Origin of the sequence: Sutcliffiella horikoshii (assembly GCF_008180725.1) — a bacterium.
GTDB classification, from domain to species: Bacteria; Bacillota; Bacilli; order Bacillales; family Bacillaceae_I; genus Sutcliffiella_A; species Sutcliffiella_A horikoshii_B.
Genome location: NZ_VTEV01000003.1, coordinates 567,237 through 589,053 on the forward strand (window position 1 = coordinate 567,237; position 21,817 = coordinate 589,053).

A 21,817-nucleotide genomic window follows, 5' to 3' on the forward strand; every position below is an offset into this window, starting at 1 on the left:
AGTATATTTTCTCCTGGCTATTTTATTTCGAAAAATTACAAAGCACTTTTTGGATGGAACTCCAGGAACGCTTACAGTAGAAAACTGGTTTATTGCTCTCTTTTGCTTTTTGTTTGATCACTTTAGCAAGGTTATGGTTAATATAATCGGTTAGAACCAAAATAATATCGATATGCTCCGGAATGCTTCTTTTTACTACTTGCACCTTTCTTCCATCAATATGTAGGACATTTTCAAATCCTTGTGTGACAAGCTTTTCTTGAATATTGCCTAAATGATCTGCACCAACTACCATAAGTGAAGCCATCTTTTTCTACTTCCTTTCTATCGCTTAATTGAGAATCGTTCTCTCTTATAAGTCCATAATAATTGAGAATGATTCTCTTTGTCAATAAAATTATAGAATATACCTATTTTTATCATGAAGTATGAAATTTTTTTTATGGCAAACAATAGGAACGTATCTTCTGTACAAAAAAGGAGGACGTTATAATGGCTAAAGAAGTTTTGTGTGAAGTGGAAAACTGTAACTACTGGGGACAAGGAAACATTTGCCAAGCAGATGCTATTTATGTGGTGAGCCATAAAGGGAACACTGCACACGATTCGAAGGATACCGACTGCAAAACTTTCAAACCTGCTCATTAATGTAAAAAACAAAAAGCCCAAGAGCTACGCGGCAGGTAACTCTTGGGCTTTTATATGTTAAAAATATAGATATTTGTAAACCGCATGATCTTTTTAAATCAAAGTAAAATTAGTTGTTTGGTTAATCTCAGCTGTTGATTGGAGCAAATGCGAAGACTCCTGAGGGAGATAGCGCTAGGTGGAGACCACGCAGAAGCCGAGGAGGCTCACGTCAGCCCCTAGGAAAGCGAAGCCATTTACGGAAATCAACAGAGGTGTTTAAAAAAATTCTAAAATCAAAGGCTATTTCTTTGACCGGAACGGAAATCAACCGTAATAATATACTTTTATAACTTTTGAAAAAGCCCCCATTTACTGGAGGCTGTTGCTTTCTTTCGATAAATTTCTTCTAAAGAACCATTTCATTACCAAACCATGCTTTGGCGATAAGAAAAAAGTTAAAACAAACAATATTCCTGCCATGGAAGCCATCATACCAGATATTGAAACATTAAATAAGGACGCCGCATAATATCCAAGAACTGCTGAGGCAACCCCTATACCAGCACTTAACAAAAGCATGATACTTAGTTTATCAGTCAATAGGTAAGCACTTGCTCCTGGCGCAATAAGCATCGCAACCACTAATATTGCTCCTACGCTATCAAAAGATGCAACTGTTGTAATCGAGAGCATCCCCATTAATAAATAGTGCATGAACATGACTGGAATTCCAATGGCAAGGGCCATTTCTGGATCAAACGAGCAAATTTTCAATTCTTTATAGAAAAGTAAAAGAACTGCCAAATTGATGACAAGAACAGCTCCAAGCATCCATACTGCCCTTGGACCGACATCCATCCCTGCAATAATTAACGTATCCCAGGGAACAAACGCAATTTCCCCCATTAGTGCATGATCTACATCTAAATGAACTCTTCCTGCAAATAAGGAAACTAAAATTACCCCTAGGGCAAATAAGGAAGTAAATACAACTCCAATTGCTGCATCAGATTGAACTCCTGATGAATGCAGCAGCTGAATGAAGAATGCCGTCAGTAAACCCACTATCAATGCGCCGGCAAACATATAGATACCGTCTAGACTGTTTGAAACAAGGTAGGCTGCCACAATACCTAGTAAAACCGTATGACTAATTGCATCTGCAAGCATTGCCATTCTTCTTAGAATGAGAAAACAACCGGTAAGACCGCATGTTATGCCAACTAAGGACCCAGTTAGAATAATCCACCCTTCATAACTCATCAGCCTTCACTCCCTCCTACTGCAGAATGGAAGCCTTTGTTCCCTATATTTCTTTTCTTTTTATATAAAAATAGGCCATTAGGTTCTCTACCAAAATCCTTGAGTAAAGCCCTAAGTTCATCAATTATTTCTTTTGGTCCATTTAAAAGGTCCATGCTTCCCTCTCTCCAGTTCGAAACAGGGAACTTGCTTTCAAACATAAGATACATATCCATTAACCTGTTTTTTAGAACAATATCATGGGCCATCTCCAGCCCTTTTTCCGTTAGCATTATACGTTTATTAGCCTGATCTTCGGCTAATAATCCTTCCTTTTTCAATTCCTTTACCACTGCATGCATCGTGAGCGTCGATATCGGACGCAGCTCCACCACTTGTTGGTAGGGGTAACTTCCAATTTCTTTACCTTCTGACTCTTTCAACTTCGTCTCACTCAACTCATACAAACTAGATAAAATATTTTCCCTAGTTACTAGGCGTTTCACCTTCCATTGCTTGATCATTTTAGGCAATAATCCTTTTTTCGTACCGAAAATAAGGGAGAACACAAACAATATGGTCGCTGCCAAAATAATTAATGGTCCTGTCGACATCCCGCGGGATAGTGTACTTAGCAAAGTCCCAACAACACCTGAAACTCCACCTACCACTCCAGCCAAAACAACCATATAGTCAAGCCGTTCTGTCCAATACCTTGCAGTAATAGCCGGCGTGATTAACATAGCTGCCATTAGAATAACGCCAACTGCCTGCAGCCCAATGACAACTGCTCCGACAATCATAGTCATTAAAAGACCATTCAGCCACTTAACTGGAAGTCCTATCCCTTGAGCAAACTGAGGATCAAAGGTTATAAGCTTCAATTCTTTGAACAAGATGAATGTGATAAAAATTAAGATAAAGGCTATTACACTAATGATTTGTACATCTAAACCAACAATAGCCGCCGCTTGCCCAAAAATAAATGAATCCAGTCCAGCCTGATTACCGCTTCCATACTGCTGAATATAGGTTAATAGAACGATACCAAAGCCAAAAAACACAGATAAAACGAGACCGATTGCAGTATCTTCTTTTATCCTGGAGTGTTTAATAATGGCTTGAATACAGTAAGTTCCGATTAATCCTGAGATGGACGCTCCAATCAATAACCATGACATCGACTTTGCTCCAATCAGTAAGAAAGCAATACATATTCCCGGCAAAGCTGCGTGTGCCATTGCATCTCCAAGAAGGCTTTGTTTTCTCAACAAAGCGAAGCTACCAATGACACCACTTGCCATTCCTAGTAAAATGGTCCCTAGCAGTACCCACTGCACGTTCGGATCTTGTAGCATATTGAGAACCGTTTCCATACTGTCACTCCTATTGTTCGACAATGGCATGATTTTGGTCTAAAAATGCCAACCGACCACCATACGTTTTTTGCAAATTATCCATTGTAAATACTTCTTCTGTCGGACCGATGGCAATCTTTCTAAGGTTAAGCAACAACACCCAGTCAAAATACTCTTTCACTGTCTGGAGATCATGATGAACTACCAATACAGTTTTTCCTTGTGCTTTAAGTTCATTGAGAATGGTGATGATTGCTTTTTCTGTTGCAGCATCTACCCCTACGAAGGGTTCATCCATAAAATAAATACTCGCATCCTGTGCAAGTGCTCTTGCCAGGAATACTCGTTGTTGTTGTCCACCTGAAAGCTGACTAATTTGTCGTGTTGCATATTCTTTCATTCCAACTTTATCCAAGCATTCATAAGCAAACTCTATATCCTTTTTGTTCGGTCTCTTCACCCAACCAATATGACCATATCTCCCCATCAGTACAACATCCAATGCGTTCGTTGGAAAGTCCCAATCCACAGACCCACGCTGTGGAACATATCCAATTAATTTACGCTGTGATCGATATGATTTTCCATAGATTGATATAGTACCAGACGCCTTTGGAATTAATTCCAAAGCCGCCTTGATTAATGTAGATTTACCGGCACCATTCGGTCCAATAATCCCGATTAGTTTTCCTTCCGGAACGCTGAAACTAATTTCTTTTAATACAGGTTTACGATGATAAGCTACTGTTAAATTTTCTATTTTGACCGGCTGCATATTCGTTCACCTTGCTTTCTAATTTGCTTTACCCATGAAAGAACTATTTTAACGCCTTTACGATTGTATCAATATTATGTCTGAACATTCCTAAGTATGTTCCTGTTTCTGTTCCAGCAGCTCCCATTGCATCAGAGTATAGTTCCCCACCTATTACAACTGTGTGGTCCTTGCTTTCAGCTCCTTGAACCACTGCATTTATGGAGTCTTCCGAAATGCTGCTTTCAACGAATACTGCTTTAATGTTTCTTTCTACTAAAAGATCTACAATGGAACGCACATCACTTAAACCAAACTCTGCGTCTGTACTCAATCCTTGCAAACCCGTCACTTCCATTCCATATGCTTTACCAAAGTACTGGAACGCGTCATGAGCCGTTACTAATACTCTACTCTCTTCAGGGATAGTTGCAAGTTGTTCCTTCGCGTAAGTATCTAATTCTTCCAATTTCTTTATATATGCTTCCGCATTCTTTTCATATAAATCAGCGTTCGCCTTATCTTCTTTAATTAATGTCTCTTTCACTTCTTCCACTGCATACACCCATAAAGAGATATCAAACCAAACATGAGGATCCTTTTTATCTGTTTCTCCTTCAGCAATTAACAACTTATCCGTTGGAACAGACTCAGCTACAGGAACCGTTGCTTTTTTATCCTTCATTTTACTAAGGATTTCTCCCATTCTTCCCTCTAATTTAAGCCCATTATAGAAGATAATATCCGCTTCGTTTAATTTTTTCAAATCTCCTTGAGAGGCTTTATACAAATGAGGGTCAATACCTGGCCCCATAAGACTTTCCACTTCTACTTTGTCTCCACCAACATTTTCAACGATATCTGCTATTTGTGCAATAGTAGTGGTAACCTTAATTGTTTCATTCTCATCACTACTTACTCCTGAAGAACAAGCAGTCAATCCCAAACTGATAGCTCCTAGCAATACCAATTTCCCCAATAGTTTTTTCATTTTCTCTCTCCTCTTCTCAAAGTGTTTGTACTAGTCAACAAAAGTTTGTCTAGTGCAAATTTTATGGTAAAAAAAATACAAACGTTCTTATCTTTCTCCTAAATCACTGTATGTAGAAGAAGATAAAAATGTGATTCAACTTGACCAACTACAGTAATTTAAGCCTACACTCAAAAAGTTGCCCTCATACAAAACTTAAACCCTAAGCAAACTTTTGTCAAGAACGAAAAAGCGCGAAAAAATAGAAAAAAAGAAAGAAAGGGGGTCAGACCCCTCTAGGAATTTCGCTCTTTACGTCGAATATATATAAAGTTACCGTAAAAAAGCCCTGCAGCGCTGGGGCTTCAGAGGCTTTTTTGTTTTTTATTATATTGTCGGAAATTTTATTTTATTTTTTTGTAGGAAAGCTTGCTTTTCGCTTACTGATTTTCTTTATAAACGCTTCATCCACTTCAAAGCCGATACCTGGTCCATCTGGTACAGGCAATCTCCCATTTTTCACTACCACTTCCGGCGTTATTACATCTTTTTCCCAATAACGGCTTGATGAAGAAAGATCTCCTGGGATCGTAAAATTGGGTAAAGAAGCAAGGGCGATATGGAATGCTCTCGAAATTCCGGTTTCCAACATACCTCCACACCAAACAGGAATTCCATGTTCCGCACATGTATTATGGATGTCAATGGCGTTTGCCAGTCCGCCAACCCGACCGATTTTAATGCTCATCACTTTACAGCTTCCAAGCTTGATAGCGTTTCTGGCATCCTGAATGGAAACAATACTTTCATCCAAACATACCGGTGTAGATAAAACTTGTTGCAGTTCCGCATGCTCCACAATGTCATCAGCAGCAAGAGGCTGTTCGATCATCAGCAAGTTTAGTGCATCTAACTTTTTAAGCCGCTTCGCATCCCGAAGCGAATAGGCGGAATTTGCATCTACTAATAAAGCAATATCAGGAAACGCATCTCGTATCTTTTTTAATATCTCATAGTCGTTTGCTGGGTCTACTTTCACCTTAATCCGCTCATAGCCTTCTTTAATTCTATGCTCGATGGTAGAGAGCATCCGCTCAGGAGTATCCATGCTCACTACTACCCCAGCTTTCACCTCTCTGCTGACACCACCAATATACTCTGCCAAAGAGACCCCCGCCTGCTTGGCAAATAGATCCCAGATTGCCATCTCTACTCCAGCTTTAGCCATCTGGTTACGCTTCCAATGTAAAAGAGCCTCGTTCACTCCTCGCGGGGATTCCCACTCTTGATGTAAAACAGTTGGAATGAAAAACTCAGTCAACATATGCCAAGCAGTTTCAATGGTTTCCTCTGTATACCATGGAGAAGAAAATGCAACCACTTCCCCCCATCCGGAATTCCCAGAACCATCTGTTGCTTTAATTAAGATGCTCTCCCTATCTGTGACGGTTTCCTGGTGAGTTCGAAACGGTTGAACTAATTTCATAGAAGTCAGGAATAAATCAACCTTCTCAATTTTCATTACTGTCCTCCCAATCGGGCAACATTTTTAATAGCTCTCTGCGCATTAACTTATTGGAAGCATTTCTCGGCAAACTTTCCACAAAATAAATTTGTTTTGGAACTTTGTAACCAGCCAACTGCTCACGAACAAAAGACAATAATTTTTCTTCCATCCGTTCTTCTTCCCTGGCAGTAACAACAAATGCTACTGGAATCTGTCCCCATCGATCATCCGGCATCCCTGTAACCCCCGCCTCCTTTATAGAAGGGTGAGAAACCAAAACCGCTTCGATTTCTGCAGGATAGACATTTTCCCCGCCTGATATTATTAAATCACTTCGTCTGTCCACAACAAACAAAAACCCGTCCTCATCCACATAACCTAAATCGCCAGTGTACAACCATCCGTCTTTTACTGCCTCAGAAGTACTCTCTTCCCGGTTGTAATACCCAGCTGTTACGTTTGGACCCTTCACGACAATTTCACCTGTTTCCATAGGACCAACTTCCACTCCATCGACCATTACTTTAAGCTGACAAGGAAAGAGCGGTTTCCCAGCAGAACCTAGTTTAGACATGGCAAAGTCCGGAGAGAGTGTGACAATTTGTGAGCAGGTTTCCGTCATTCCATACGTTTGATAGACCGGAATAGTTTTACTCATGCACTCTTCCAAAATGGATTTGGGTACAGGCCCTCCACCAACAAGCATGCATCGAAAGGCTTCCGGATAGGTCTTCGAACCGAGTTGCTCCAACAAGTTACTTAGCATTGTGGTCACGACTGACATAATACTAACTTTCCGTTCCATCAAGTCCTGATGTACTGCTTCCGCTTCAAAACGCCTATGGATGATCACTCTCATTCCATAAATAACGCTTCTCATCAAGATGGATAATCCACTTATATGAAAAATCGGCACCGCTAACAACCAACAGTCATCTTCATGCAGCCCCATATTTAGAGCAGAGCCAGTAGCACTCCAAAAGTGATTGCCATAGGACTGCTTCACTCCTTTAGGAAAACCCGTCGTGCCACTTGTGTACATAATGGTATCAATTTCTTCAAGGGAGAACTCCTCTACAATAGAAATGTCACTGCCTTTTAAAGAAAGTAACTTAGAAAAGGAGACAATCTTCTCGGTTCCCTTAAACTCTTTACTTTTCTGAAGCCCGGGTTCTTGTTCATAATCCACCAAAATAAATCGGGATGCTGCGTCCTCTACTTGATAGGACAGCTCCTTAGATGTTAATCGCAAATTATGTAATACAGTGATTGCTCCAAGATTTTTCAATGCGAACAGTAATTCTACAAGTTCTATGCTATTGGCCATAAAGACAGAAATCCGGTCCTCTCGCCTTACACCCAATTCTACTAATTTACCGGTCAAGATCAATGAACTTCTGTATAACTCTGAAAAAGTCACCGTTCTATCTTCCATTTCAAGTGCTATTCGGTCCGGAGTCAAAGCAGCCCGTTTCATTAAAAAGTTTGGCAATACTGTCATCGAAATAACCTCCCTACACCTGTTTTCCCATAAAAAGAGAGCAATCCAAAAGCCAAAAGCTCTTAGATTGCCCTCCAATCACCATAAATCTATTTATTAAGGGAAACGAGGGAATTGTCCAAAGTCCGGCTTTCTTTTTTCTTTAAAAGCATCGCGACCTTCTTTTGCCTCTTCCGTAGTGTAATACAATAATGTAGCATCACCAGCGAACTGTTGGATACCAGCCAAGCCATCTGTGTCTGCGTTCATGGCAGCTTTCAAGAAACGTAGAGCAGTCGGGCTGTTTTCTAACATTTCTTCACACCATTGTACTGTTTCATCTTCTAAACGCTCCAAAGGAACAACCGTGTTTACTAGACCCATATCAAGTGCTTCCTTCGCATCGTATTGACGGCACAAGTACCAGATTTCACGGGCTTTCTTATGTCCAACGATACGAGCAAGGTATCCGGAACCGTACCCCGCATCAAAACTTCCCACTTTAGGACCAGTTTGACCAAAGCGTGCATTGTCAGCAGCAATTGTTAAATCACATACAACATGCAATACGTGTCCACCACCAATTGCCCAGCCTGCAACCATTGCTACTACAGGTTTTGGGGTTACACGGATTAGACGTTGAAGGTCAAGTACGTTCAAGCGAGGAATCTCATCTTCCCCAACATAACCGCCATGTCCGCGAACCTTTTGGTCTCCTCCGGAACAAAACGCTTTGTCACCGGCACCAGTTAAAATAATAACCCCAACACTAGAATCGTCACGTGCATACGCAAACGCTTCAATTAATTCCATTACTGTCTTCGGACGGAATGCATTATGTACTTCCGGACGGTTGATCGTAATTTTTGCAATCCCGTTATATGTTTCATATAAAATGTCTTCAAATTGTTTTGGTCCTGCTATCCATTCTCTTGCCATGTTTTATTTCCTCCCTAACATAAATTAGTTCGATAAAAACTCACTTACTATTTTACCAAACTTTCGCGGTTGTTCCACATGAATTGCATGTCCCGCGTCACTTATTTTCAAAAAAATCGATTTTTCTATCCTTTTTTTCATTTCCTGAGCAATAAGGACAAATTTTTCGTCCCATTCCCCTGCCGCCAGAAGTACAGGAGCGTTGATTTTATCAAGAGAATTCCAAACAGATGGTTGCACCCCTGTACCCAGACCACGCAAACTATTTGCTAGTCCCACAGGTGAATTGTTCATTCGTTGCTCATAGATAGCCTCTTGTTTTTCCGGAGGCAATAGTTTTTGTGATTGGAAAAGGGGGATGTTAGTCCAAAAATCAATAAAAGATGTTATCCCTTCCTTTTCAATCCGCTCTGCAAGCTTTTCATCTGCTTCTTTCCTTGCAAGCCTGTCCCCTGACTTTTCCAAACCAGGAGACGCACTTTCCAGCACTATTTTGGATACCATCATAGGATAAGCAACCGCAAAAGAAAGCGCCACCCTTCCTCCCATAGAATATCCATAAATAGATACCGATGAAATACTTAATGTATCCAAAATAGATTTTAAATCGAAAAGTACCTTTTCCATCCGATAACGCTCCGATTGCCCAGGTGCATCTGTTTTTCCATGGCCCAGTTGATCTACCAAAATAAACGTATAGTCTTCCACATTTTCAAAACCTGCGATTATTTCTTGAAAACTTCTTCCGTTCCCAGTAAAACCGTGCAACATAAGAATATGGTGGGCACCATGACCAATTTTCTCTACATGATAGTAAACCCCGTTAATCTCCATCATTCTTCTTTGTCCAACATCGAAATCATTTCCTGGGAAACATTTTTCCACAATTTGCGATGAATCTCTTCATTTTCTGCCCGGTTCGTTGGAACTTCAATTACTTTCAAGCCTTTTTGGGTAATAGAATATGACACTGCTTCTTGGAAATCAGACCAACTCTCCGCTCTCACATAATCGCCTTCGTATAACTTTACAGCGTGCTCAAAATTAATACCGGTTGGAGTACCAAACAATGTTTCAAAATGCTTTTCCACTTTTGACTGCGGAAGGAACGAGAAGATTCCCCCTCCATTATTATTTACAAGCACAATAGTGACATTAAGCTTTAATAATTTTGCGGCAAGCAGGCCATTCATATCGTGGTAGAATGATAAATCTCCAATTACCAGGACTAGGTTTTCATATGCTTTACTTGCTGCAAGTGCAGTAGAAACCACTCCATCAATCCCATTTGCCCCCCTGTTTGCAAGCACCGTCAGCTTTTTATCATCTGTATAAAAGAAAGTATCCACATCACGGATAGGCATACTGTTTCCTACAAAAATGGCCGAACTATCAGGTAACATCGTTTGAAGTTCTGTGATCACTCTCCCCTCAAACATCCCGACTTCCTCTTGTTCATGGGAAAGTATCTTTTTTGTCCTGTCATTTAACAACTTAATACCATCCATCCATTCAAAGGAGTCACGAGCTGAGAGATTTCGCATTACCTTATGGCAAAAGATCGTTTCTTCTGCATGAACCATATAGCTTGCCTGTAACGTCGGATCTCTCCACCCGCCGTCTCCGTCTACAACAATCTGTATCGCACTACTGGACTTGCTTATGTATTGCATTAAAAACTTTGATACCGGCATTGCGCCAAAACGGATGATAATCTCTGGTTCTAGGTTCTTCTTCACTTCATCCGATCGCAAGAAGGCATCATAGCCTTCCATTACCGTCTCTTTTGCATGTGTTCCCGTTCTAAGCCCTGATAATGGGTCAGCGAAAATCGGGTATTGTAAGGTTTGAGAAAGTTCGGTAATAGCATTTGAAAATGTATCACACATTGACTGAGGCATTTCTCCGCAAACAATAATTCCTTTTTTTCGGTCGTTCATTAGCATGGCAAAAAAGCCAGCCTGATCATCTGAAATGGAGTATTCGCCTACATTTACCTCTACTATCGATTCATTGCTTTCTTTGTACTTGGCCCAAAGCTCCTCCGCCTCTAAGTTAGGAATCAACGGTTCACGTAAAGGGAAATTGAGATGAACAGGTCCCATAGGCGCACTTAGGGAAGTGCCTGTAGCTCGCGCTGCCATCGTTCGTGCGTATCGAATCATGTGGTCCGTATCTTCCGGTAAGGACATCTCAACGAACCATTTCACATAGTCTCCATACATTTTCACTTGATCAATTGCCTGTGGCGCTCCGACATCGCGTAGCTCATGTGGGCGATCTGCTGTTAGGACAATAAGCGGCAGTCTAGATTGAAAAGCCTCCACAATGGCAGGATAATAGTTCGTTGCTGCAGTGCCTGATGTACAAAGAATGGCAACTGGCTTATTCTTTGTTTTTGCAAGTCCCAGTGCATAAAAAGCTGCAGAACGCTCATCAATTAGCACGGTAACATGGATGTCAGGATGTTCTGCCAAAAGAAGAGCGATTGGAGTGGAGCGTGAACCAGGGCTAACTACCGCATCCTCCAGACCGCTTTTTACTAATTCATCTACAAATGCTGCAAGATAAAAGGTCATGTCATCTATTGAATTCATTGTGTTTAGTTACCCCCTAGTGCTGATAACATTGGTCGGAATTTAATTTGTGTTTCTAGATATTCGCTTTCTGGATCGGAATCTCCGACAATACCACATCCAGCAAACAAGGAGGCTTCCCTATCCTGTAGCAAGCCTGAACGAATAGCTACAACAAATTCTCCGTCCTCTTTCCAATTCATCCAGCCAAGCGGACCTGCATACCAGCCTCTGTCCAGTCTCTCCACTTCTCTGATTGTTTGAAGGGAAATTTCTTGCGGAAACCCTCCGAGTGCTGGTGTTGGATGAAGTAGTTTTATTAAATCTGAAAGGCTGCAATCATCGGTAGTTTCTGCCGTTACAGGTGTGTGTAAATGCTGAATATGTTTCATTTTGTAAAGGTTTGGTTCAGATGGAGTACGTACATTTTCACAAACTTTTTCTAACGATGCCCGTATCATCTGCACAACAAGGTCATGTTCATGCATGTTTTTCTCATCAGTAAGTAAAGATTTGCCTAACATCGAATCTTCTTCCACCGAGTCTCCTCTGGCAATCGATCCTGCTAAACACATAGACTGAACGTTGTTGCCTTGCTTTTTTACCAATTGTTCTGGTGTCGCACCAAGGAAGCAATCGGTTCCTCTTTCCACTGTGAATAAATAACTGTTCGCCTGCTCTTCCATCAGGTTTTTCAATACAGGCGCAACGTTTACCTTATCTTGGAATAGTACCCGTAACTCTCTTGCCAGCACCACCTTATCCATCTGCCCGTCTGTTATTCTCTCTGTAACTTTAGAAATGGACTCTTTCCATTCCATCGGATCCATTTCCAGGCACTTTACTATGGAAGTGGTGCTGACATGCTTAATAGAAGAGCCACTCAATAGCTCCTCTTCAAGGTTAACCAAATCTTTCAGGACACTTTCATCACAATCACTCAAATAGTTAATGGTGAGATAAGTTTCGCCTTCTACCTTTGTAAGCATAAAGGTGGGTAAAATAAATAAGGCGTCAGCAAATTGGTCCCATAACTTTGTCTTCTCCTTTTGTGGATCAAAGGAAAATCCTCCATACATAACCGGACCAACCAAATGTGAATCTTTGTTGCATACAGCCTGCTCGGTAAAACGCTTCCATTGCGTTTCAATCGCATGATACCTGTCATCTTCTCCATCTGCAGTGAATTCCGCTGTCACACCTGCACCGACCATCATATGAGAATGATCAGGATTTGACCAAAAGAACCGTTGCCCTTCGAAGAATTGCTCACTTTTTTGAAAAAAATGAAGGGGATCTAGCTGTTCTATTTTCTTAGTATAACTAATTAAGACCGTCTGGTTTATCGAGGTCGCTTTAATTTTTGCTTCCTCCCATAAACTCACTATATGATGAAATGGTATTGTAATCATGTAAGACTCCCCCCGAGGCCTTGTTACCGCAAGACTTTGTCTCGAAATCGCTTCCTTAAAGATACACCTCAAAACCTTTTTATGTCAACAAAATGAGCCGTTTTCTTTCGCGTTTCTTCCTTATATATAGATACATGTAAAATCTTCCTGTGTTTCTTCTGAAAAACCGTTGACACCTTTTGTCCCTTTACATACACTTATATTGTATTTATAATATATTGTTTTCGTTTTTTATTTTGCCATAATAGATGGAGGGGTCACATAATGCAACCTCAGACAATTCAAACAGAGACAAGCTTTCAAGCACCTACAGAAAAGAGATGGAAGGTATGGTGGAACCTACTGCGTCCACATACTTTAACAGCTGCGTTTGTTCCTGTATTTATCGGGACAGCACTTGCTCTTTATGACACCAGCATTGATTGGCCTTTATTTTTTGCCATGCTATTGGCCAGCCTGTTAATACAGGCAGCGACTAATATGATTAATGAGTATTACGATTATAAAAAGGGACTCGATAATGAAAATTCAGTAGGGATTGGCGGCGCGATTGTAAGGCACGGCGTTAAACCGTCCACTGTTCTACAGCTGGCATTTGCGTTCTTTGGTATCGCCACGTTACTAGGTGTGTTTATATGCATGAATAGCACATGGTGGTTGGCTGCCATCGGAACAGCCTGTATGGCAGCAGGGTATTTCTACACAGGAGGTCCCTACCCTATTGCATATACCCCATTTGGTGAAATTGTAGCAGGATTCTTTATGGGCTTTGTTATTATTCTTATTTCTTTCTACATTCAAACAGGTACGATTTCAGATACTGCGATGTTAATTTCCATTCCGATTTCCATTCTAGTCGGAGCCATTCTGTTAGCAAATAACATTCGCGATATTGTAGGCGACAAAGAGAATGGCCGCAAAACAGTGGCGATTTTAGTTGGCAGAAAGAATGCGATTTTACTTCTAGCTGCCATGTTTATTGTGTCATATGCACTTATTGTACTCTTTATTGCACTTGGTTACGCGTCATTTTGGTTATTATTAGTTTTCTTATCTGTGGCCAAGCCACTTTCAGCGATTAAAGGTTTTACAAACAATAACAGCAATGTGACGATGATGCCGGCGATGGTGGCAACTGCAAAGACTAATACTATTTTCGGCTTTTTGCTTGGAATTGGCCTTGTTATTGGTTACTTTTCCTAATATAAAAAACTGACTCTAATCATGGAGTCAGTTTTTTTAATTGGCAATCATGATTTTTAGAATGAACGCTCATAATACAAATAGACAGGATTTGAAAGGAGTCTATTTGTATGTTATCCCCTGATAAAATAAATGAGTTAAAGCAGCAACTAGAAGATACAAAACAAACACTTCAAGCACACCTGGACCAGAATGATCATTATCAGCTGGAACAGGAACATCCATATGAAACAGTTAGTGAGCTTTCCGCTTACGATAACCATCCAGGTGACCTTGGAACCGAGTTATACGAAAGAGAAAAAGACCTAGCCTTAAATGAGCATGCCGAAAAAGAAATGAAAGACATCAATCACGCTCTTCAAGCTATGGCCTCTGGCACGTACGGAATATGTGAAGTTTGCGGAAAAGAAATAGACGTAGAGCGCTTAGATGCTATTCCAACCACCACTTATTGTAAAGAACACAGCCCCGACCAGGTTGTCTCTCGCGACCGACCTGTAGAGGAAAAAGTATTGATGCCACCGTATGGTCGCTTTGAATACGATGAATCAGAAGGCGTGGCTTTTGACGCGGAAGACACATGGCAAATTGTTCAGAGATACGGAACATCTGAGAGCCCATCAGACTTTGCAGATGATGTAGAAAATTACGACCGCACATATGTAGAAAGCGAAGAGAATGAAGGTTATGTAGAGGATTACGAAAACTTTGTAGGAACTGACATGTATGGTCAAAATGTTACCGTATATCCTTCCATCAAACATGAGGCCTATGAAGATGCACTTGATGAGGAAGGCATTATGACTTCCTTTGGTGACTTACATGGTTATGAGAAAGATCCTTATACAGAATAAGTTTGTCTTTTTTAAAGGCTGTGTTAAACACCGCTGTTGATTTACGCACTAGAGTCTATTTAAAAAAGGAAGCCTTAAAGCACCAATGCGCTAAGGCTTCCTTTTGTTTATTTGGGTGGATACGTTTCTTGCAAAAATAGCATAGATTGTTTAATCAACGCTTTTAATACTTCCACGTCAATGTCTGCCACTTTATTTATGTACACACATGCCTTGCCTGTTGTATGCTTGCCGAAACTCTTCAACAGTTCTTCTCTTTTTGAATCACCTGTTGCAAAATATAAGCTTATTTTTGCTTTTCTTGGTGAAAACCCGACAAGCATAGCATCTCCTTCATGACCTGTAGGATACTTATAATGATAAGATCCGAACCCAATTATGCTTGGTCCCCACATCTTCGCTTCATAACCTGTCGTTTCTGTGAAGATCTCTAACAGTTTATACGCATCTTCCCGCTTTTTGGGACTTTCCACCGTTTCAATGAATTCAATGACACTGTTATCCGTTTCTTTTGTTTTTAATTCATAGCCCATCCATGTTGCTCCTTTCCAATATCAATCATTCCTTACTTATTCCACAAATCTTATCATTTCCCTTCCTCATCTATCCAACCATGCACCTCTTTATCGTCACAACCATACATTATCGTAGGCAGTTATCACGATTTGTGATGGAAAGTGAGGGATATGATACATGTACACTAGAGATATTTTCTCCAAGGCGTGGGCAGTTTTTTTAGCAGAATGCTGTCAACTTGCATATGACCAGTATCATCAAAATGGTATTTTTTCTATACCAAACGGCTTTGATTTGGTAAAAGAATTCAAAGGTGTATCATTTCATAGCCTGGAATGGTTTGGATTTATTTTAGAATCTGAAGAAGCAATCATCGTTACATTCCGTGGGACACAAACAGATCCTGATTGGATTGCGGATGCAGAAATTTTTCAAGAGCCTTTTCCTTATTGCGAAACAGGTAACCAGCTACTTGTACATGGTGGTTTCCTTTCCGTATATGAGTCTATGAGGGAAGAGCTGTTGAAGTACCTTCAGCAAGAGCTATCTGCTTCGAAAACCATTTTTATCACTGGGCATAGTCTCGGTGGAGCTCTCGCTACACTATTTGCCCTTGATTGTGCTATAAATGCAAACCATTCCTCGCTATATATGTATAGTTTTGGTGCACCGCGAGTTGGGAACGAAGCGTTTGCACACCTGTATAATGAAGCTGTTCCAGGGTCTATCAGGTTCGTTAACTTAGCAGACCTCGTCCCTTTCGTACCACCAACAAAAGTCGTAGCACCTCTAAGCAAAAGAACGTGGCACTACAAACACACCTTTACCCCCTACCGCTTCCTACTAACAGAAGGCTCCATCATCAAAAACCACAGCATTGAAACCTATATCAAAGCCATGAAAGAGAAGTTCTGACCACACAAAAGGACCGCGCAATAAAGAGAGGCCACTGAAAAAGACCTTGATTTTGAAATTTTATTAATCACCGCTGTTGATTTCCGCAAATGGCTTCGCTTTCCTAGGGAAGGTGCTTGAGCCTCCTCGCAACGCTTGAGGGGTCTCAAGCTACCTTTATCTCCCTCAGGAGTCTTCGCCTTTTGCTCCAATCAACAGCTAGGAATCAATAAAAACTTTACGTTATCAGTTTTTCAGTGGCCTCCAATAAAGGCTCGGTCCTTTTATAATATTTGGCAATTAGTAAAACGCCGCTGTGTCTACGCTTTCCACGGGGCGACCTTGAGCCTCCGCCATTTGCTCCAATCCACAGCTAGAAATTACGAGAACGAAATGGTTACAGTTAACTATTTTAAAAGCCTTTTCGTTATCCTTTAGTGAATGTAGTCACATTGTTGATTGGAGTGGAAGGCGCGCAGACGCCCGCGGGAGGAAGGGACAGGGGAGACCCCGCAACGAAGTGAGGAGGCTCCCGGACCGCCCGCAGGCAAGCGAAGCGCCTGGAACGGAAATCAACAGTTAATAGACTTCCTTTTCTTTTCCTCTTGCGATTATCGCTTGCTGTAGCTTGGTTCCAGTCCCCAGATCTCGTTTGCGTATTGTTTGATAGTACGGTCGCTTGAGAAGAATCCGGAATGGGCGATGTTCTTTGCGCTCATTGTTAACCAATGATTACGGTTACGGTAAGCTGCATCCACCCGCTCCTGTGCATCGATATAGGACGCAAAATCCTTCAATACAAAATACTCATCATTCTGCATCAACAAGGAGTCATGAATAGGCTCAAAGTGATCATCCACATCCGGGAAAAATCCGTTGACAAGCTGCTCTAAAACTTGCTGTATCCTCTTATCATGATGGTAATACTCGCTTGATCGGTATCCGCCATTTTGATAATAATTCAAGACCTGTTCTGCGGTAAGGCCAAAAATGAACATATTCTCTTCTCCGACCTCTTCCTTAATCTCAATATTGGCACCATCTAGCGTGCCAATCGTCAAAGCCCCGTTCATCATAAATTTCATATTACCTGTACCTGAAGCTTCCTTGCTCGCAGTAGAGATTTGTTCACTGACATCAGCTGCCGGAAAAATATCTTCTGCTAAAGAAACACGATAGTTTTCTAGAAAGATAACTTTTAATCGCCCATTAATTGCCGGATCATTATTCACCTTGTCCGCCAAAGAATTGATTAGTTTGATTACTCTTTTAGCATAATAATAGCCAGGGGAAGCTTTAGCTCCAAAAATAAACGTTCTAGGATGTATATCAAAACTACTGTCCTCTTTTAAGCGATTATACAGATACATAATGTGAAAAACGTTTAAGAGCTGACGTTTGTAAGCATGTAACCTTTTTACTTGTACATCAAAGATACTGTATGAATCAATGACGATTCCCGTTTGTTTTCTAATTCGTTCCCCAAGAATTTGCTTTCGTTCCCGTTTCACTTGATCGAGCTTTTCTAAGAAAGCGGAATCGTTTGCATATACATCAAGCTGTCGAAGCTGCGTGGTGTCTTTCATCCATCCATGACCAATCGTATCTTGAATAAGCGAAGTTAATTGGGGATTTGCTTTCAACAGCCATCTGCGGTGTGTAATTCCATTTGTTTTATTATTAAATTTATCAGGGAAAGTCTCATAAAATAAGCGCATTTCACGGTTTTTTAATATTTCCGTGTGTATCTTAGCCACACCATTAACACTGAAGCTACCAACTACCGCTAAATGGGCCATCTTCACTAAGCCATGCGCAAGGATTGCCATCTCTTCAATCCGTCCCCATTGTCCAGGATACTTTTTCCACAACTCCGCACAAAAGCGCTCATTGATTTCTTCTACAATCATATATATACGCGGTAGCAATGGCTGAAAGATGTTGATTGGCCATTTTTCTAAGGCTTCAGAAAGAGTTGTATGATTAGTGTAAGAGATTGTATGAGAGGTGATTTCCCACGCTTGTTCCCAGCTCATATCCTCCTCATCCAAAAGGATTCTCATCAATTCCGGAATGGCCAGCACCGGATGGGTATCATTGATGTGGATGGTCACTCTTTTGTGGAAATCTATTAGACTACCATTCTTCTTTCGATAAGAACGGATGATGCTTCCTATGCTTGCTGCAACAAGAAAATATTGTTGCTTTAAACGGAGAATTTTTCCTTCATCATGCGTATCATCTGGATATAGAAATTCAGAAACTGCTTCCGTATCCCTTTTATATTGCATGATATCTTTGTTCGTCGGAAAAGGCGCGGGCTCAGCACTCCAAAGCCTTAACATGTTGACCGTATCTGTTTGATATCCGACAACCGGCATATCATACGGAACTGCTGTGATTGCCTCTCCTTTTGCATGCCTGAACTTCTCTATTCCATCTTCTGTATAAGATTCTACCTTACCCCAAAAATTAATTTCGACAGCCTGATCCGGCTTCCTTACCTCCCAGACGTTTCCGTGTCTAAGCCATTGCTCAGGCAATTCTACTTGATAACCGTCAACAAATTTCTGGTCAAACAATCCATGTTTATAGCGAATGCCACACCCATGACCTGGTAGGTCTAAAGACGCGAGAGAATCTAAGAAACAGGCTGCAAGACGGCCAAGTCCACCATTTCCTAGACCAGCATCAGCTTCGATTTCCTCAATGGAAGAGAAGTCTAGCCCAAGCTCTTTCAGGCCCTCTTCTACGACATCTTGGATTCCAAGATTTAAAAGATTACTTCCCAATAATCTTCCCAACAAAAATTCAATAGAAAGATAGTACACTTGTTTTTCATCGGCAGCTCTATTTCGCTCGTTGGTAGCTATCCAGTTGGCGCTGATATATTCTCTTACCATATTTCCGAGTGTATGATAATGATCTCTTGAGGTTGATTCCTGAAAGCTCTTTCCGTACATACTCTCCAATTTCTTTAAAAAAGCAGCCTTGAATTTCTCTTTATTAGAGAACATGCACTCCACTCCTAGCCATTAGTGTTGAATACAATTGATTGTATTTAAACGCCGATTTCGCCCAGCTATAATCACGCTCCATCGCTTCTTTCATAATACCGTTCCACACTTCTGGCTGCTCATACATGCTTATGGCACGCCTGATGGTATGAAGCATATCATGGGCATTAAAGTTGGTGAAAGAAAATCCGTTTCCTTCCAACGTCGTTTCATCATAAGAATGGACTGTATCATTCAGTCCGCCGGTTTCACGCACAATTGGTATGGTGCCGTAGCGCAGTGCTATAAGTTGACCTAAACCACATGGTTCAAACTTCGATGGCATCAAGAACATATCCGCACCTGCATAGATCTGATGGGCAAGCGGCTCATCAAACCCAATAAATGTCTTCACTTTTTCAGGATATTGATACGATAATTCTCGGAAGTAATGTTCAAATTGAGGTTCACCTGTCCCTAGAACGACAACCTGTACATCCTCATTTAACACTTCATGTAAAACGCATGTAACCAGGTCCAATCCTTTTTGCTTGGTCAACCTGCTTACCATAGCAATGATCGGTGTATCTTCTTTTACAGGTAATCCGCATAGTTTTTGCAGGGCAGCTTTATTCACCTTTTTATTCCCCATTTTACTGACGGAATAATTAGCTTTAATGTATTCGTTCGTTTCAGGACTATATAAATCATCGTCAATTCCATTAATGATCCCTACTAACGAATCATTCCTATGACGGAGAACCCCATCCAGCTTTTCTCCAAAATAGGCCGTCTGGATTTCATCTTTATAGGTGGGACTTACCGTTGTAATATACCCGGATGAAACCAATGCTGCCTTCATGAAATTGACATTACCGTAAAACTCCAGTTCATCAGCATTAAAGTGCTTACTATCAATACGCAATAAATCATGCAGGATACTCGGCGGGAACACACCTTGGAATTGAAGGTTGTGGATAGTAAACACACTTTGAATATGCTCAAACCTTGGATTCTGTTTGTATTCCCGCTCCAGGATAAAATTGACCATTCCCGTATGCCAGTCATGGCAGTGAATGACATCCGGTATAAAATCAATAGCAGTCATACTTTCCAGCACGGCACGACAGAAAAAGGAAAAGCGTTCCCCGTCATCAAAGTGACCGTACAGGGAATCGCGGTTAAAGTAATATTCATTGTCAATAAAATAATAGGTTACATTATCGTGTATTAATTTTTCTACACCACAATATTGATGACGCCACCCCACGTCTACAAAAGTGGTCTGGACTCTTTTCATTTTGTTTTTAAATACTTGCGGTATTTGCCCATATTTCGGCAAAATAACGCGTACATCTGTACCAAGTTTCTTTAACTCCTTAGGCAATGCTCCCGCAACATCGCCTAAGCCACCTGACTTTACAAACGGGACACATTCTGAAACGACAAACAATACTTTCACGAATTCATCAGAGCTCCTTGTACCGATCCTTTTTTCACTAAATACGGGGAATCTGCTTTCCCTGTTAATCTTATACCGTCTTCTACCTTAACATCTTTGTCTAAGATGACAGAATCTAAAACACAATTCTCTCCAATAATACCTTTTTGCATGACAATACTGTTTTTGACTACTGTACCTTTTCCAATCTTGACTCCGCGGAAAATAATGCTGTTCTCTACATGCCCTTCAATGATTGCACCGTTTGCAATCATTGAATTTTTCACATAAGCATCTTTAGAATAACTTGTTGGGGGCTCGTCTTTAACTTTTGTGAAGACAGGCTGATCCTTCACGAACACCTGCTTCCAAACAACAGGATCCAATAGTTCTAAGCTATGCTCATAATAACTTTCCAACGAATCAATTACTGCTGCATAACTGGTATATTCATAGTTGCAGATTTTATATCCGCTTGTAATATCCTCTACCACATCCATGATACTTCTATACCCTGTTTGCTCATGATTCATGAACAATTTCACAAGCAGGTCCTTCTCTAGAACATACATATCCAACGTCTCATCTTCTTTTACCACATGGGTAATATCGCATCTGTTTTGGATATGGCGATCGAGAATCAATTTGTAATTCATATTGGATACCGTAAAGCTGTTTGCAATGACGACATATTTCTGATTGCTTCGACCAAAAAAGTCCACATTTTCCTTGAAATGTTGGAACGAACCTGTGTTTTCATTCTCAGGACTTGGAAAAAAGAACAAGCCATCTCGTTTACGGTCCAAATCCCACTGTTTTCCCGAACCAAGGTGATCCATCAGAGAGCGGTACTGATAACGTGGGAAAATCGCAACATTCTGGATTCCTGAATTGACCATGTTGGAGAGTACAAAATCAATCAGTCTATATCGTCCTCCAAAAGGAACTGCTGCAATGGAACGTTTTACAGTTAACTCCTTCATTTCTTCATTATGGATTGTAGCATCGATGATACCTAACATTGATTTATTCATAAATGGACACC

19 protein-coding genes are annotated in these 21,817 nt (G+C 40.8%); 4 read left to right on the top strand and 15 right to left on the bottom strand.

The annotated features are described in order from the left end of the window. Positions 1–22: 22 nt before the first annotated feature. Positions 23–307 (bottom strand): DUF2325 domain-containing protein, encoded by a 285-nt coding sequence (locus tag FZC76_RS09640; RefSeq protein ID WP_010195229.1) that lies wholly within the window; start codon positions 305–307, stop codon positions 23–25. Between the two features lie 185 nt (positions 308–492). On the opposite strand from FZC76_RS09640, the gene FZC76_RS09645 reads away from it, so the two are divergent. Beyond that, positions 493–648, top strand: a complete 156-nt coding sequence (locus FZC76_RS09645) for a DUF1540 domain-containing protein (RefSeq protein WP_082380952.1) — start codon at positions 493–495, stop codon at positions 646–648. A gap of 351 nt (positions 649–999) precedes the next feature. On the opposite strand, the gene FZC76_RS09650 is transcribed toward FZC76_RS09645, so the two are convergent. From FZC76_RS09650 to FZC76_RS09695, 10 genes are all read right to left on the bottom strand, one after another. Next, entirely contained in the window at positions 1,000–1,893 is an 894-nt protein-coding gene (locus tag FZC76_RS09650) for a metal ABC transporter permease (RefSeq protein ID WP_148987994.1), read from the bottom strand. Beyond that, a complete protein-coding gene (locus tag FZC76_RS09655) occupies positions 1,893–3,248 on the bottom strand; it encodes a metal ABC transporter permease (protein ID WP_148987995.1) in 1,356 nt (451 codons plus the stop codon). Before FZC76_RS09655 ends, FZC76_RS09650 begins: the two co-directional genes overlap by 1 nt. Before the next feature lie 10 nt (positions 3,249–3,258). Beyond that, entirely contained in the window at positions 3,259–4,005 is a 747-nt protein-coding gene (locus FZC76_RS09660; RefSeq protein WP_148987996.1) for a metal ABC transporter ATP-binding protein, read from the bottom strand. Positions 4,006–4,048: 43 nt separating this feature from the next. Next, positions 4,049–4,975, bottom strand: a complete 927-nt coding sequence (locus FZC76_RS09665) for a metal ABC transporter solute-binding protein, Zn/Mn family (RefSeq protein WP_148987997.1) — start codon at positions 4,973–4,975, stop codon at positions 4,049–4,051. A gap of 388 nt (positions 4,976–5,363) precedes the next feature. Continuing rightward, the gene (gene menC / locus FZC76_RS09670) at positions 5,364–6,476 is read right to left on the bottom strand and encodes an o-succinylbenzoate synthase (RefSeq protein ID WP_148987998.1); all 1,113 of its coding nucleotides are present in this window, start codon (positions 6,474–6,476) and stop codon (positions 5,364–5,366) included. Continuing rightward, a complete protein-coding gene (locus FZC76_RS09675; protein WP_148987999.1) occupies positions 6,466–7,962 on the bottom strand; it encodes an o-succinylbenzoate--CoA ligase in 1,497 nt (498 codons plus the stop codon). The genes menC and FZC76_RS09675 overlap by 11 nt, the downstream gene beginning before the upstream one ends. Before the next feature lie 96 nt (positions 7,963–8,058). Next, positions 8,059–8,880: a 1,4-dihydroxy-2-naphthoyl-CoA synthase gene (gene menB, locus FZC76_RS09680; RefSeq protein WP_148988000.1), complete on the bottom strand. Its 822-nt coding sequence runs from the start codon at positions 8,878–8,880 to the stop codon at positions 8,059–8,061. A 24-nt stretch (positions 8,881–8,904) separates the two neighbouring features. Then, on the bottom strand, positions 8,905–9,714 hold the full coding sequence (gene menH / locus FZC76_RS09685; RefSeq protein ID WP_148988040.1) for a 2-succinyl-6-hydroxy-2,4-cyclohexadiene-1-carboxylate synthase: 810 nt from the start codon (positions 9,712–9,714) through the stop codon (positions 8,905–8,907). Continuing rightward, positions 9,714–11,477, bottom strand: a complete 1,764-nt coding sequence (gene menD, locus FZC76_RS09690; protein ID WP_148988001.1) for a 2-succinyl-5-enolpyruvyl-6-hydroxy-3-cyclohexene-1-carboxylic-acid synthase — start codon at positions 11,475–11,477, stop codon at positions 9,714–9,716. The genes menH and menD overlap by 1 nt, the downstream gene beginning before the upstream one ends. A gap of 5 nt (positions 11,478–11,482) precedes the next feature. After that, positions 11,483–12,868 carry an isochorismate synthase gene (locus tag FZC76_RS09695; protein ID WP_148988002.1) on the bottom strand — a complete coding sequence of 462 codons (1,386 nt, stop codon included), beginning with the start codon at positions 12,866–12,868 and terminating at the stop codon, positions 11,483–11,485. Positions 12,869–13,132: 264 nt separating this feature from the next. Between FZC76_RS09695 and FZC76_RS09700 the strand changes: the two genes are divergently transcribed. Continuing rightward, positions 13,133–14,071 carry a 1,4-dihydroxy-2-naphthoate polyprenyltransferase gene (locus tag FZC76_RS09700; protein WP_148988003.1) on the top strand — a complete coding sequence of 313 codons (939 nt, stop codon included), beginning with the start codon at positions 13,133–13,135 and terminating at the stop codon, positions 14,069–14,071. Positions 14,072–14,181: 110 nt separating this feature from the next. Further along, positions 14,182–14,925: a yteA family sporulation protein gene (locus tag FZC76_RS09705; RefSeq protein ID WP_148988004.1), complete on the top strand. Its 744-nt coding sequence runs from the start codon at positions 14,182–14,184 to the stop codon at positions 14,923–14,925. Between the two features lie 107 nt (positions 14,926–15,032). Here the strand turns inward: FZC76_RS09705 and FZC76_RS09710 are convergent, their stop codons facing one another. Continuing rightward, positions 15,033–15,458, bottom strand: coding sequence for a DUF1801 domain-containing protein (locus FZC76_RS09710; RefSeq protein ID WP_148988005.1), 426 nt, complete (start codon positions 15,456–15,458; stop codon positions 15,033–15,035). Between the two features lie 160 nt (positions 15,459–15,618). Here FZC76_RS09710 and FZC76_RS09715 point away from each other — a divergent pair, with 160 nt between their 5' ends. Continuing rightward, positions 15,619–16,356, top strand: a complete 738-nt coding sequence (locus tag FZC76_RS09715; RefSeq protein ID WP_148988006.1) for a lipase family protein — start codon at positions 15,619–15,621, stop codon at positions 16,354–16,356. A gap of 590 nt (positions 16,357–16,946) precedes the next feature. On the opposite strand, the gene FZC76_RS09725 is transcribed toward FZC76_RS09715, so the two are convergent. The 3 genes from FZC76_RS09725 to FZC76_RS09735 are packed head-to-tail and all read right to left on the bottom strand — an operon-like array spanning position 16,947 to position 21,806. Continuing rightward, positions 16,947–19,352, bottom strand: coding sequence for a glycogen/starch/alpha-glucan phosphorylase (locus tag FZC76_RS09725; protein WP_148988008.1), 2,406 nt, complete (start codon positions 19,350–19,352; stop codon positions 16,947–16,949). Then, the gene (gene glgA, locus FZC76_RS09730; protein ID WP_148988009.1) at positions 19,342–20,793 is read right to left on the bottom strand and encodes a glycogen synthase GlgA; all 1,452 of its coding nucleotides are present in this window, start codon (positions 20,791–20,793) and stop codon (positions 19,342–19,344) included. Before glgA ends, FZC76_RS09725 begins: the two co-directional genes overlap by 11 nt. Next, positions 20,790–21,806 (bottom strand): GlgC family sugar phosphate nucleotidyltransferase, encoded by a 1,017-nt coding sequence (locus tag FZC76_RS09735; protein ID WP_148988010.1) that lies wholly within the window; start codon positions 21,804–21,806, stop codon positions 20,790–20,792. Before FZC76_RS09735 ends, glgA begins: the two co-directional genes overlap by 4 nt. Positions 21,807–21,817: the final 11 nt, after the last annotated feature.